This window comes from Duganella caerulea (assembly GCF_040362985.1).
GTDB lineage: Bacteria > Pseudomonadota > Gammaproteobacteria > Burkholderiales > Burkholderiaceae_D > Rugamonas > Rugamonas vulcania.
In genome coordinates, this window is sequence record NZ_BPWJ01000002.1 from 896,818 (window position 1) to 910,874 (window position 14,057).

Consider the following 14,057-nt stretch of genomic DNA (forward strand, 5'->3'; position numbering starts at 1 on the left):
GCGCACAGCCTACCATGCGCCCGCGATATCCTACCCCAACCTTGTGACGGCTCGATGACAGCCTACGGTTGCGGGTTCCATCCGGCGCCGCCATTAAACGCCGCGAACACCTTGGCGCGGTCGGCGAAACCGGCCGCCACGTCGCTGGCGCTCAACTGGAAGCCGCCCACCCGCGCCGCCAGGTTGACCGGCGCGCCGGCCAGCGTGGTGCTGCCGTATTCGCGCCATCCGCTGGCGGCGGTCGGCACCACCGGGTTGGGCGCCGGCTGGCCGTTCACGCCGGCGCCGGCCCAGCCCACCGTGGCCACGTGCGTGTCCATGCGGGTGTTGATGAAGGCGACGTTGTCCCAGGTCGCGGTGCCGCCAGGGCTGCGCGCCAGGTAGGTGGCGCCGGCCGGCACGTCGCCGTGCAGCGGGCCGGGACCGGGGCCGTGCGTCAGGCTGCTGTTGAGGAAGACGTAGCCTTTGTCGGCGGCGCTGGGCACGCGCGCCTGCAGTACGTAGCCGCCGCTGGCCGCGTTGGCGGTGTCGCCGACCGAGCGGATCTCGCTCTCTTCGAACAAGGCGGCGTGGCTGCCGCCCCAGATGAAGTCCACATTCCCGGCCACCAGCGAGTGGTAGAACCACGACCAGCCCTTCAGGTTCAGCGTGTCCTGTTCGCTGTAGAAGTTGGCGTTCTTCGCCAGCAGGCGGCCGGCATCGCTATTGAAGTAAATCGTTTCCGCCTGCGCCGAGATGGCGCCCGAACGCAGCGTAGTGTTCTTCAGCGTCAGCGTATCGATGGTCAGCATGTCGGCAGCTTCGACCAGCATCACCGCGCGTCCGCCGGATGGCGTGGCGCTGTCGCCATTGGCCTGGCTGGCGCCGGAGCCGGTGTTGAGCGTGTCGTAGTTGGCGTACTGGATCACGGCGCCGTCGCGGCTCTCCCCGGTCAGCGTGACATTGTTCTTGCCGCGCAGGTAAAGCAGCTCGTTGTAGACCCCATTGCGCACGGTGATGGTGACCGGATCGTTGGCGCCCAGTTCCTTCATCGCGTAGTTCAGCGCCGCCTGCACGGTATTGAAGTCGGCATCTTCGCCAGCGCCCACGGTCAAGCTGGTGCTGCCCGCTGCCGGGCCGGCGGCGCGCGTGGTGAACGACCAGTCGCCCAATTTGCCGATGCCGGCGAACGGCACGCCGCCCAGCGTGGCGCCGTTGAACACACCGTTGGCGATGGCGACGTAGTACTCGGTGCCATAGGCCAGCTTGTTACTGTGCGGTTTGATCGTCGCCGTATTGCCGCTGATGCTGACCGGCGTGGTGTTGACCTTGCGGATCACCGGCTGGCCGGCATAGCCAAGGATGTCGGTCTCGCCGGACAGGCGTATCACGTCGACCAGCGCATCGTCGGCCTTGCGGAAGATGCGGATGCTGCCGATGCTGCCCAGCGTGGGCGGCGTGTCGAAGGTCAGCTTGAGCGAGACATCGATGTTGGCGCCGCCGGCTTGCGCGGGCAGGGTGGCGCCGGTCAGCGGGTAGGTCTGCGTCGGCTGCTGGAACTGCGCGCCGACGGTGGCCGCGATCGCGCGCTGCAAGGTCGGATCGGAATCGCTGGTGACGATGATATTGGCGCTGCCCGCGCCCACCGGCGTGACCGTCAGCGTGGTGCCGTTGACCGCCACCGCCGCCACCGCCGGATTGCTGGAACTGGCGCTGAAGGTGTCGAGCGTGCCGTCCGGCTTGAGGGCCGTGACGCCGATGCTGAGCGGCGCGTCGCCCACCTCCGCCGTGTAGCTGAGCGACGAAGGATTGAGCGTCAGCTGCGAAGGCTTGAGCGCCGGATCGCCGATGCGGACGTCGTCGATCTGGAACGATTTGTTGGCGGTGTACAGGCCGACCTGGCCGCGCTCCGCGAAGGCGGCGTCGGTCACGGTGCCGAGCGATTCGCCGTCGAGGTAGACCGTCAGCGCGCTGCCGATCATTTCAAAGCGCACCGTGTAGAACTGCGAGTCCAGCGCGATGGGCTTCTTCACCTGCCTGGGGCGCGACAGCGAACCGGCCAGCATCTTGGCGATTTCCACCTGCGTGCTGGCGGTGCTGCTTTGCACATTGAGGCCGGCGCCGTACCAGTTGGCGGCGTCCTTGTAGCGCGTGACCAGGTACAGCTGCTTGTTGCCGGTGGTGCTGTTGGTCAGCGGCTTGATGCGCGCCTCGACGTAGTAATCGGCGGACGGCACGTTGGCCATGGCCGCGGGCTTGAGCAGCGCCAGCACGCCGCCGGTGGTGGCCGCCGTGTACTGCATCACCACGTTGGTGCCGCCGACCGTCTCCGGCTTGACGCTGAAGCTGCCGTTGGGTCCCGCCACCGGCAGCAGGTTCCAGTTGGCCGCGCTGCCGTTCTGGAAGTCGTCGCAGAAGTACAGGCCGGAGGGTGGGCAGGTCAGCGTGAAGCCGACATCGGGCGTGACGTTGCCGCTGCCGGTGATGGCGGTGGTCAGCTTGCCGCCGCCGGCCTGCGCCAGTGCGTTGGCCTTGACCAGCGCCAGCGGCCGCGCCGTGTACGCATACGGCACGGTGTAGGCGACGCTGCTCGGCGCCGAGCAGCCGGCCAGCGGCGCGCCGTTCAGCATCGAGCCGGTGTCGCGGAAGGCGCCGGGCACGGTGCCGCCGATCGGCTCGACCACATCGTCGCAACGCGAGACCCCGGCGATCTCGAACACGTTGTTGTTGGACAGGATCTGCGACGCCTGGCCCACGCCGATGCTGTATTCGTACGGGTAGGCCGGATGCGATTTGCTGCCGACGAAGTAGTTGTTGACCACATGGACCTGGCCATAGCGCACGCGCGGCGCGCGGCTGACGACGTCGCGGAACACGTTGTTGCTGAAGGTGACGTGCAGTTTGCCGCTGTCGGCGGTGGCGCTGTCGCTCGAACCAATCAGGTTGTTCTTGCGGTGCTGGCCGAAGACGTTGTACGACACCGTCACGTAGTCGGAGGCGTTGGTGATGTCCAGCGCGCCGTCGTGGCATTGCTTCGGCTGGCCGTTCTCGATCGGCAGCAGGTCGTCGGTCATGGCGCCGTCGGTGAAGGTGTTGTGGTCGATCCAGATGTGGTCCGAGCCGGTGATGCCGATGCCGTCGTAGGCCGAGTTCCAGTTGCCCAGCGGGCCGTCGTTCGGATCCCAGATCGGGCCGACGTCGCAGGGATTGACGATCTTCAGGTTGCGGATGATGACCTGCGAGACGTTGGCCACGACGATATGGCCGTTGACGATGCCGGACGCCGCGCCGTCGCCGATCAGCGTGGTGTTGCTGGGCAGGCGTATCAGGCCGCGTATCGCCTGGTCGCCGGTGTTCGCGTAGGGGACGCCCTCGCTCATGTCGATGGTGCCGCTTAACTTGATGATCTTGGGCGCCATGCCCCCATGCTTGATGGCGGCCAGCAGCTGCACGCGGTTGGTGGCGGTGTAGATGTTGGACGACAGCGCGGCCGCGCCGCCGCTGGTGCCCCCGGCCAGCGCGGCGAAGCCGTCCGCGGGCGCGGTCTGCAGCGCGGTGTCGGCGGCGGCCGCTTGGCCGCCCAGTGCCGCCGTCATCGACAGCGATAAACAAAGGGACAGGCGTAGCGCCGCCCTGAAACCGTAGCGTTTCATATGGTGCTCCTTGAGAGGTGAGGGCGGTTTAGCGCTGTGGCTTGCGGCGGCGGACCAGCGCGCCCATGCCGGCCAGCAGCATCCACGCGGCGGCCGGTTCCGGCACCGGCGCGGCCTGCGGCGTGATCGCCGTCTGCAGCGGGCTGAAGTCGCCGTTCCAGTTCACCGCGCTCAGGTCGATGGCGATGGTGTGGCTGTCGATGATGGTCAGGACCGGCGTGCCGCTGGTGGCGCCGCTGTCGATGACGCGGAAGCCGGCGATGGGCGCGTCCAGCGTGGCGCCGAAGTCGAAGCGCGCGCTGTGGATGCCGGCGTCGACCGGGCCGTTGTTGTAGATGGTCAGGCTGCCGTTGGCCGCGAAGTCGAAGGCCAGCAGGTAGTCGGCGCTGAGGAACTCGGCGCCGGGATTGTTGGGATCGAGGCCGCTGACGTTGCTGCCCGGCTCGGCGTTGAAGCCGTGGTCCAGGCCCAGCATGCCGGCGGCGTCGCCGTTGTAGCTGGCGCTGATGATGGCGTTGTGCAGCGGATCGGCCGCCGCTTGCGCGCCGCCGGCGAGGGCGATGCTGGCGGCGCTCGTGGCGGCCGCCACGGCTTGACGTAAGGTGAGGTGCATTGAAGTCTCCAGATATTGAGTTGGACAACGCCGGTCTGCGCCGGTCGCCGGTCGGCACACCTCGCGTATGCCGTGCCACCGGGAGGAAGGCGTGGGGAACGCCGGGCTCGCGGTTGGTCAAAAATCTGTGTAATGCGGGAAGAGAATGCTTTAACTGGTCGGCCAATTCTACGGTGGCCTGACCAGTTAATCAAGGTGGACTGTCCAATATGGTGGCGTAACTGTCACAATTGAAGGTGCATGAAGGTGGTCGGGCCCAGCGTGCCGTCGGGCATGGCGGCGTAGTCGGGTACGATGCCGGTGACGGCGAAGCCCAGTTTCTCGTACATGGTTTGCGCCGGGAAGCCGGTGCAGGTGTCGAGCACGACCAGCGTGCAGCCGAGCGCGCGGGCCCGATCGAGGGCATGCCGCATCAGCGCCTGCGCGATGCCCTGCCGGCGCGCCGAGGAATGCACCAGCATCTTGGAAATCTCGGCCCGATGGCGGCTGTTGGGCAGGCCGCCCAACACCAGTTGCACCGTGCCGCACAGCGCGCCGTCCTCGTCGAATGCGGCGTACAGCAGGCGTTCGCCGCGCTCGACCTGCGGCGCCAGCGCCGCCCAGAATGCCCGCGCTTCCTCCAGTGGGCAGGGCAGCAGGAAGCCGACGCTGGCGCCGTTCAGCACGCAGTCGCGCAGCACGTGCGCCAGGTCGGTCGCGTGGCGGCGCAGGCCGGCGGCGTCGAGTTGGATTATGGTGGGCATAGGGCGATCAGGTAGCGGGCCGGCGATGGCCCTGGACAATAAAAGGCGGTGGCGCCGAACAGGTGGAAGCGCAGGCAGTCGCCTGCCTCCAGCCGGTGGACCACGCCGTCGAGGGTATATTCCAGCGCGCCGTCGAGCATCCACAGGTGCTGCTCCATGCCGGTCACCGGCGCGCGCTCGTAATCGATGCGGGCGCCGGGGGGCAGCCAGCCTTCCACCAGCTCGACCGCGTAGCCGCGCGCCGGCGGCGACACCATGCGGCGCCTGAAACCGGTGGCGGGATCCTGCCACAAGGCCTGGTCGGCGGTGCGCAGCAGTTCGCCAGGCTGGGCCTCGGCCTCGGCCACCAGGCGCGACATGGGCAGGCCGAACACGGCGCACAGCTTGCCCAGCAGGGCGGCGGTGGGGCTGGTTTCGCCGCGCTCCATGCGCGACAGCGTGGCGCGGCTGATGCCGCTGGCGGCGGCCAACTCATCCAGCGACAGGGCGCGCTCCTCGCGCAGCGCGGCCAGGCGCTGGGCCAGGCGGGATTCGATATCATTTCTCATAAATGGGAATGTATCTCGAATATGAGATCTCTGCAAGTGTGCAATCAGCGACACCTCTGCGCTGCATCAATCGCACCGCCATCGCGGCCAGTATCGTCTGAGAACAACCGATACCAAAGGAGACGACCATGGCAACGACTTCCCATCCCAACATCATCCCCGGCAGCGGCCAGCTGGCGCTGCAGGGCGCGGTCGCGCTGGGTCCGGTGGCGGACGAGCAGACCATCGAGATCACGGTGCGGCTGCGCCACGCGCCCGAGCGCGCGCAGCTGGATCTGCAGGCCGCCGCGGCCGACACCCGGCCGCTCGCGCGCCAGTACCTGAGCCGCGAGCAGTTCGCCCAGGCGCACGGCGCCAGCGACGCCGACATCGCCAAGGTCGAGGAGTTCGCGGCCCAGCGCGGCATGGCGGTCATCAGCAGCAACGCGGCCCAGCGGCGCGTGGTGCTGGCCGGCACCGCCGCCCAGATGTGCAGCGCCTTCGGCGTCCAGCTGGAGGAATATGAATACCCGGACGGCAGCTACCGCGGCCGGGTCGGCGAGCTCAGCGTGCCGGACGAGCTGGCCGGCGTGGTCGAGGGCGTGTTCGGTCTGGACGACCGGCCGGTGGCCACGCCCAAGTTCCAGCGCCTGCAGGCGGACGGCTTCGCCTCGGCGGCGGCGGCCAACATCTCGTTCTCGCCGCCGCAGCTGGCCAGCCTGTACAACTTCCCGCAAGGGCTGGACGGCAGCGGCCAGTGCATCGGCATCATCGAGCTGGGCGGCGGCAGCCGGCCGCGCGACCTCAAGATCTACTTCCACGAACTGGGCCTGAAGCCGCCCTGCGTCAAGACGGTCAGCATCGACCACGCCAAGAACCGTCCCACCACCGCCAACAGCGCCGACGGTGAAGTGATGCTCGACATCGAAGTGGCGGCCTCGGTGGCGCCGGGCGCGACCATCGCGGTGTACTACGCCCCCAACACCGAGCGCGGCTTCCTGGACGCCATCACCGCCGCCGTGCACGACGAGGTCAACCAGCCGTCGGTGATCTCGATCAGCTGGGGCGCGCCCGAATCGGCCTGGACCGGGCAAGCCATGACCGCCTTCGAGCAAGCCTTCACCGACGCCGCCGCGATGGGTGTGACCATCCTGTGCGCGGCCGGCGATAACGGCTCCACCGACGGCGTGAGCGACGGCGCCCAGCACGTGGACTTCCCGGCCTCGGCGCCGCACGCGCTGGCCTGCGGCGGCACCCGCGTGGCGCTGCAGGACGGCGGTCCGGCGGTTGAAACGGTCTGGAACAGCGGCCCCAACAGCGCCACCGGCGGCGGCTACAGCAACTTCTTCAGCCGGCCGGACTATCAGCTGGGCGTGGCGGACGGCCAAGCCAAGCGCGGCGTGCCCGACGTGGCCGCTGACGCCGATCCGGCCAGCGGCTACAAGGTGAGGGTGGATGGCCAGAACCTGGTGTTCGGCGGCACCAGCGCGGTGGCGCCGCTGTGGGCCGGACTGCTGGCGCTGATCAACCAGCGCCTGGGCCATCCGGTCGGCTTCCTCAATCCGCTGCTGTACGGTTCCCTGCAAGGCAAGGGCGTGACCCGGGACGTTACGAACGGCAACAACGGCGCGCAACAGGCGACCGCCGGCTGGGATGCTTGCACCGGTTGGGGCTGCCCTGATGGGGAAAAACTATTGCAGGCGCTAAGTAATTAATTTCGCAAATTGGAATAATTCTTAAGTGCAAGTTTCGCATGGGAAAAAGACATTTTTTAGCCTGTGAGGCCGCCAAAAATGGTGATTGTTGCCAATTCCTTGATAGAATGATGGGGTAGAAGTTTTTATTGTTCGGCCGCTTCACGCGTCGTCAAACAGGAGTCGATTATGATTATGGTGAACAACATTGGTGGTGCCACCCTCAACGCGGCCACGGCTGCGGAGAAGACGCTTGAGCCCAAAAAAGTCGCCTCGCCTGTCGCCGACGCCGACCTGAACGCCTCGGTCGCCGCCTACCTGTCGCTGCCGGGCTTTAACGCCCCGCTGCAAACCGATCCCTCGCACTCGGTCAATGCCGCCGACCGCGCCAGCGCGGTGGTCAAGGCGGTGGCGGAATCGGACGACGATGGCATGAAGCTGGCGTTGAAGCAATTCGACGAAGGCTTGAAGCGCCTGGTGCAGCGTCCCGAGACCCAGTTTTTCCACGCCAAGTTCGGCCTGGACGCCGGCGCGGACGACAACGCCAAGCTGGTGTCGCCGGAACCGCTGCCGGGCGTCGATGAAAACGGCGTCCTGGGCAGCGGCAAGGTCGACCTGGCCGTGGCCGACACCAACAAGGACGGCAAGATCAGTCCCGAGGAACTGCGCCGCTACCTGATGCCGATCACCTACCGCAGCAGCGAGCGTGCGACCGATTCCGTGGTGAACGGCCCATCGGCCTTCTCCCTGACCGAAGCCAACCGCGCCTACGGCGTGGTGGCCACCGCTGAAGCAGCCTGATCCCGCCCCCCCATCCGGAAGCGGGCTTCGCCTTGACGGCGGAGCCCGTTTTTTTTCGTCCAGCAAGTTTCCGAACGCGCACCCCATATAAAAAAGCACACTCAGCACAAAAAAAGTGCGAATATGTCGAGCAAAAGTGCAGTTCAGTTAACCTTTTGGTCGGGCGTCAAGCTCAGGTGGGAGTTTTTTTGTGAGAAATCAAAACTTCATGCAATTCCGGCGGCATGCCATGCGTGCCGGCGTGGCGGCGCTGGTCGCCGCGGGATTGGGCGGCTGCGCGCTCGGTCCCGACTTCAAGACCCCGGCTGTGCCGGCCGCTGCCGGTGACAGCTACACCCCCACGCCGCTGGCGTCCACGACTGTATCGTCGCCCGGCGCGGCCGGCGGCGCCCAGCAGTTCGTGGAGGGGCAGGACATCCCCGCGCAATGGTGGACGGTATTCCGCTCGCCCGCGCTGGACCAGCTGATCCGTGGCGCGCTGGCGCAAAACCCGAACATGGCGGCGGCCGAAGCATCGCTGCGCCAGGCGCAGGAAAGCTATAACGCCCAGGCCGGCAGCCTGGTCTATCCCTCGGTCAACGGCCAGCTCGGCGTGGCCCGCCAGAAAGTCTCGGACGCCAGCGGCGGCAGGGGCGGCGTCTTCAACCTGTACAACGCCTCGGTCAACGTGGCCTACACGCCGGACGTGTTCGGCTCCACGCGGCGCACGCTGGAAGGCGCGCAGGCGCAGGTGGACTACCAGCGCTTCCAGGTCGAGGCCACCTATCTGACGCTGAGCGCCAACGTGGTCACCACCGCCATCCGCGAAGCCTCGCTGCGCGCGCAACTGAAGGCCACCCGCGAAGTGCTGGACGCGCTCAACCAGCAGCTGGGCGTGATCGACAAACAATTCCAGCTGGGCGCCGTGCCGCGCAACACCCTGCTCAGCCAGCGCAACCAGGCCGCGCAAATCGCCGCCACCTTGCCGCCGCTGGAAAAGGCGCTGGCGCAAAGCCGGCATCAATTGTCCGTGCTGGCCGGCAAGCTGCCGAGCGAGGCCGGCATGCCCGAGTTCGCGCTGGAATCGCTGACCCTGCCGGATGCGCTGCCGGTGTCGCTGCCGTCGGCGTTGGTGCGCCAGCGGCCCGACATCCGCGCCAGCGAGGAGCAGCTGCACGCGGCCAGCGCGGCGATCGGCGTGGCGACCGCGGCGCAGTATCCGCAGTTCACGCTGAGCGGCAGCTACGGCTCCTCGGCCCAGACCTTCAGCAAGCTGTTCGACGCCGAGACCACGGCCTGGAACCTGGCCGCCGGCCTGACCGCGCCCATCTTCAACGGCGGCGCGCTGAGCGCGAAGAAGCGCGCGGCCGAGGCGGCCTACGACGTGGCCGCGGCCCAGTACCGCGCCACCGTGCTGAACGCCTTCCAGAACGTGGCCGACAGCCTGCGCGCGCTGGACTCCGACGCCGCCGCGCTGAAGGCGCAGGCCGAGGCCGAATCGCTGGCGGCCGAATCGCTGGCGCTGGCCACCCAGCAGTACAAGCTGGGCGGCATCAGCTACCTGGCGCTGCTGGACGCGCAGCGCAGCTACCAGCAGGCCCATGTGGCGCTGGTGCAGGCGCAGGCGGCCCGCTACGCCGACACGGCCGCGCTGTTCCAGGCGCTGGGCGGAGGCTGGTGGAACCGCGCAGGCGGCGTACCGGCCGCCACGGCGGTCTCGGCGGCCGCGCCGTATGGCAGCGCCAAGTAAGCACATCAAACAACATTAAAAAGCAGGAGAACGATACATGACCAAGCGTATGTTCATCATGATAGGCGCCGTCCTTGTCCTGATCGCCGTGCTGGCGTTCGGCAAATTTTTGCAGATCAAGAAGCTGATCGCCAGCTCGCCCAAGCCCGGCGCGCAGACCGTCACGGCGATCAAGGCCGAGGTGTCGGAATGGCAGCCGCAACTCACGTCGGTCGGCACGCTGGTGCCGGTGCGCGGCGTCGACGTCACTTCCGAGATCGCCGGCCTGGTGCGCCAGGTGCACTTCAAGTCCGGCGACGAGGTCAAGGCCGGCCAGGTGCTGTTCGAGATGAACGCCGACGCCGATATCGCCCAGCTGCGCGCGCTGCAGGCCGCCGCCGACCTGTCGGCCACCACGCTCAAGCGAGACAAGCTGCAGTTCGCCGCCCAGGCCATCAGCCAGGCCCAGCTCGACAACGACGAGGCCGACCTCAAGAGCCGCAAGGCGCTGGCCGCGCAGCAGCAGGCCGTGGTCGACAAGAAGACCATCCGCGCGCCGTTCGCGGGCAAGCTGGGCATCACCGCCGTCAATCCGGGCCAGTACCTCAATCCGGGCGACAAGCTGGTCACACTGCAAACCATCGATACTGTTTATGTCGATTTCTTCGTGCCGCAGAAACAGCTGGCCGGCCTGTCCATCGGCCAGAAGCTCAACCTGAGCGCCGACGCCTATCCGGGCGTGGCCTTCCCCGGCAAGGTCACCTCGATCAGCCCGAAGGTTGATGCCGCCACCCGCAACGTGCAGGTCGAGGCCACCGTGCCCAACGCCAAGCGCCAGCTGCTGCCGGGCATGTTCGCCAACGTCAGCCTGGACCAGGGCGACAAGAAGAAATACCTGACCCTGCCGCAGACCGCCATCACCTACAACCCGTACGGCTCGACCGTGTTCGTGCTGGCGCCGCCGCCGGCCAACGCCAAGGACACGCTCAAGGATGACAAGGGCAACGCCCACCTGGTGGCGCAGCAGGTGTTCGTCACCACCGGCCCGACGCGCGGCGACCAGGTCGCCATCCTCACCGGCCTGAAGGAAGGCCAGACCGTGGTCACCAGCGGCCAGCTGAAACTCAAGAACGGCACGCCGGCCGTGATCGACAACAAGGTCCAGCCGGCCAACAACCCGAATCCGACGCCGCAGGAACACTAAGGGAAGGGGCGCCATGAATTTCACCGATATCTTCATCAAGCGGCCGGTGCTGGCCAGCGTGGTCAGCCTGCTGATCGTCGTGCTGGGCCTGCGCTCGCTGTTCAGCCTGCCGATCAACCAGTATCCGAAGACGCAGAACGCGGTGGTGACCATCTCCACCACCTACTACGGCGCCGACGCCGCCACCGTTGCCGGCTTCATCACGCAGCCGCTGGAATCGGCCATCGCGCAGGCGCAGGGCATCGACTACCTGTCCTCGTCGTCCAACAGCGGCGTGTCGGTGATCACCGCCACCTTGCGGCTGAACTACGATTCCAACCGCGCGCTGACCGAGATCACCACCCAGGTCAACTCGGTGCGTAACCAGCTGCCGCAGCAGGCGCAGCAGCCGGTGCTGACGGTGCAGACCGGCCAGACCACCGACGCCATGTACATGGGCTTCTACAGCGACACGCTGCCGACCAACAACGTGACCGACTTCCTGGCGCGCGTGGTCAAGCCCAAGCTGGATTCGATCCAGGGCGTGCAGACCGCCGAGCTGCTGGGCGCGCGCCAGTTCGCGCTGCGCGCCTGGCTGGACGCCGGCAAGATGGCGGCGCACGGCGTCACCGCGACCGACGTCAGCACGGCGCTGGCGCAGAACAACTATCTGACCGGGCTGGGCGCCTCCAAGGGCCAGATGGTGACCGTGCCGCTGACCGCCGGCACCGACCTGCACACGGTGGACGAGTTCAAGGCGCTGGCCGTCAAGCAGGTGGGCGGCGCCATCGTCCACCTGGAGGACATCGCCACCGTCACGCTGGGCTCGGAGAACTATGACTTCAACGTCGCCTTCAGCGGCGTGCGCTCGGTGTTCATCGGCATCAAGGTGGCGCCGGAGGCCAACATCCTGGACGTGGCCAAGCGCGTGCGCGAAGCCTTCCCGCCGATCAAGGAGCAGCTGCCGAACGGCCTGACCGGCGAGATCGTCTACGACTCGACCGAGTTCATCAACACCTCCATCGACGAGGTGGTCAAGACCCTGATCGAAGCGCTGATCATCGTCACGATCGTCATCTACCTGTTCCTGGGCAGCTTCCGCGCGGTGATCGTGCCGGTGATCGCCATGCCGCTGTCGCTGGTGGGCACCTTCTTCGTGATGCTGATGCTGGGCTACTCGATCAACTTGCTGACGCTGCTGGCCATCGTGCTGGCCATCGGCCTGGTGGTGGACGACGCCATCATCGTGGTGGAGAACGTCGACCGCCACATGAAGGAGGGCATCAAGCCGTTCGACGCCGCCATCATCGCCGCGCGCGAGCTGGGCAGTCCGATCCTGGCGATGACGGTGGTGCTGATCGCCGTGTACGTGCCGATCGGCTTCCAGGGCGGCCTGACCGGCGCGCTGTTCACCGAGTTCGCCTTCACGCTGGCCGGCGCGGTGGCGGTGTCGGGCATCGTCGCGCTGACCTTGTCGCCGATGATGTGCGGCCACTTCTTCGACGCCAAGCAGGACGAGGGCCGCTTCGTCAAGGCCATCGACAAGGTGTTCGAGAAGGTCCACAACGGCTACCTGCGCTTGCTGCACAGCCTGCTCAACACCTGGCCGGTGCTGATCGTCATGGGCGTGATCCTCAGCCTGCTGCTGGGGCTGATGTTCAAGATGTCGCAGTCCGAGCTGGCGCCGGAGGAGGACCAGGGCATCGTGCTGTCGCAGGTGGTCGGCGCGCCGACCGCCACCTCGGACCAGATGCAGGCCTACGCCAAGCAGATCTTCGACATCGCCCACTCGCTGCCCGAGTACGAGCAGATGTTCCAGATCACCGGCGTGCCGACCACCAACGCCGGCATCGGCGGCGTGCTGTTCAAGTCGTGGGACAAGCGTTCGCGCTCGGCGCACGAGATCCAGCAGGAGCTGCAGCAGAAGTGGAACAACGTGGCGGGCGGGCGCGTGGCGGCGTTCCAGTTCCCGGCGCTGCCGGGCAGCTCGGGCTTGCCGGTGCAGTTCGTCATCACCACCACCGAGCCGTTCGAGAACCTCAACACGGTGGCGCAGGCGGTGCTGGACAAGGCGCGCAAGGACAATAAATTCTACTTCGCCGACGTCGACCTGAAGATCGATTCGCCGCAGGCGCGCGTCGAGGTCGACCGCGACAAGCTGGCCACACTGGGCCTGACGCAGCAGGACTTCGGCAACGCCATGGGCGCGGCGCTGGGCGGCGGCTACGTCAACTACTTCTCGATCTCGGGCCGCTCGTACAAGGTGATCCCGCAGGTGCAGCAGGTCGACCGCCTGAACCCGGCCGACGTGCTGGACTTCTACATCAAGACCCCGAGCGGCGCCATGATCCCGGCCAGCACCGTGGCCAGCATCAAGTACAGCGTGCAGCCGGAATCGGTGACCCGCTTCCAGCAGCTGAACTCGGCCACCATCTCCGGCGTGACCGGCGCCTCGCAGGGCGAGATCCTGGAATACCTGCGCAACACCGTCAAGGAAGTGGCGCCGACCGGCTACACGGTCGACTACTCGGGCGGCTCGCGCCAGTACATGAGCGAGTCGGGCGGCTTCGTGGTGACGATGGCGTTCGCCGTCATCATCGTGTTCCTGGCGCTGGCGGCGCAGTTCGAGAGCTTCCGCGATCCGATCGTGATCCTGTTCTCGGTGCCGATGGCGCTGTTCGGTGCGATGACCTTCATCTTCCTCGGCTTCGCCTCGATCAACATCTACACCCAGGTCGGACTGGTGACGCTGATGGGGCTGATCTCCAAGCACGGCATCCTGATCGTCGAGGTGGCCAACCACCTGCGCATGGCCGGCAAGAGCAAGCGCGAGGCCATCGAGGAGGCGGCCGCCACCCGCCTGCGCCCCATCCTGATGACCACGGCCGCGATGGTGTTCGGCGTGGTGCCGCTGGTGGTCGCCTCCGGCGCCGGCGCGGCAGGGCGCCACGCGATGGGCCTGGTGATCTTCACCGGCCTGTCGATCGGCACGCTGTTCACGCTGTTCGTGGTGCCGGCCATGTATATGTTCCTGTCCGGCCAGCACAAGGCCGATCCGCAGGCCGAGCCGCATGCCGATCCGCATGTCGATCCGCATAACGCCGGCCACGGCGGCGCAGCACCGGCCCCCGCCGGCCAGCCGACCTGAAGCCGCGG

Annotated in this window: 9 protein-coding genes; 5 read left to right on the forward strand and 4 right to left on the reverse strand. The window is 67.2% G+C overall.

Annotation, left to right across the window (positions count from 1 at the left end):
- Positions 1 to 62: 62 nt before the first annotated feature.
- From ACUJB0_RS08940 to ACUJB0_RS08955, 4 genes are all read right to left on the reverse strand, one after another.
- Positions 63 to 3,632, reverse strand: coding sequence for a pectinesterase family protein (locus tag ACUJB0_RS08940; protein WP_444844902.1), 3,570 nt, complete (start codon positions 3,630 to 3,632; stop codon positions 63 to 65).
- A gap of 28 nt (positions 3,633 to 3,660) precedes the next feature.
- A complete protein-coding gene (locus tag ACUJB0_RS08945) occupies positions 3,661 to 4,245 on the reverse strand; it encodes a PEP-CTERM sorting domain-containing protein (RefSeq protein WP_444844903.1) in 585 nt (194 codons plus the stop codon).
- Positions 4,246 to 4,469: 224 nt separating this feature from the next.
- Positions 4,470 to 4,988, reverse strand: coding sequence for a GNAT family N-acetyltransferase (locus ACUJB0_RS08950; protein WP_444844904.1), 519 nt, complete (start codon positions 4,986 to 4,988; stop codon positions 4,470 to 4,472).
- Entirely contained in the window at positions 4,976 to 5,536 is a 561-nt protein-coding gene (locus ACUJB0_RS08955; RefSeq protein ID WP_444844905.1) for a helix-turn-helix domain-containing protein, read from the reverse strand. The genes ACUJB0_RS08950 and ACUJB0_RS08955 overlap by 13 nt, the downstream gene beginning before the upstream one ends.
- Before the next feature lie 128 nt (positions 5,537 to 5,664).
- Between ACUJB0_RS08955 and ACUJB0_RS08960 the strand changes: the two genes are divergently transcribed.
- From ACUJB0_RS08960 to ACUJB0_RS08980, 5 genes are all read left to right on the forward strand, one after another.
- Entirely contained in the window at positions 5,665 to 7,230 is a 1,566-nt protein-coding gene (locus ACUJB0_RS08960) for a S53 family peptidase (RefSeq protein WP_444844906.1), read from the forward strand.
- A gap of 168 nt (positions 7,231 to 7,398) precedes the next feature.
- Positions 7,399 to 8,010, forward strand: coding sequence for an EF-hand domain-containing protein (locus ACUJB0_RS08965; RefSeq protein WP_444844907.1), 612 nt, complete (start codon positions 7,399 to 7,401; stop codon positions 8,008 to 8,010).
- A gap of 208 nt (positions 8,011 to 8,218) precedes the next feature.
- Entirely contained in the window at positions 8,219 to 9,739 is a 1,521-nt protein-coding gene (locus ACUJB0_RS08970) for an efflux transporter outer membrane subunit (RefSeq protein WP_444844965.1), read from the forward strand.
- A 37-nt stretch (positions 9,740 to 9,776) separates the two neighbouring features.
- Complete coding sequence (locus ACUJB0_RS08975; RefSeq protein WP_444844908.1) at positions 9,777 to 10,922, forward strand: efflux RND transporter periplasmic adaptor subunit; 1,146 nt, start codon at positions 9,777 to 9,779, stop codon at positions 10,920 to 10,922.
- A 13-nt stretch (positions 10,923 to 10,935) separates the two neighbouring features.
- On the forward strand, positions 10,936 to 14,049 hold the full coding sequence (locus ACUJB0_RS08980) for an efflux RND transporter permease subunit (RefSeq protein WP_444844909.1): 3,114 nt from the start codon (positions 10,936 to 10,938) through the stop codon (positions 14,047 to 14,049).
- The last annotated feature ends 8 nt before the right edge of the window (positions 14,050 to 14,057 follow it).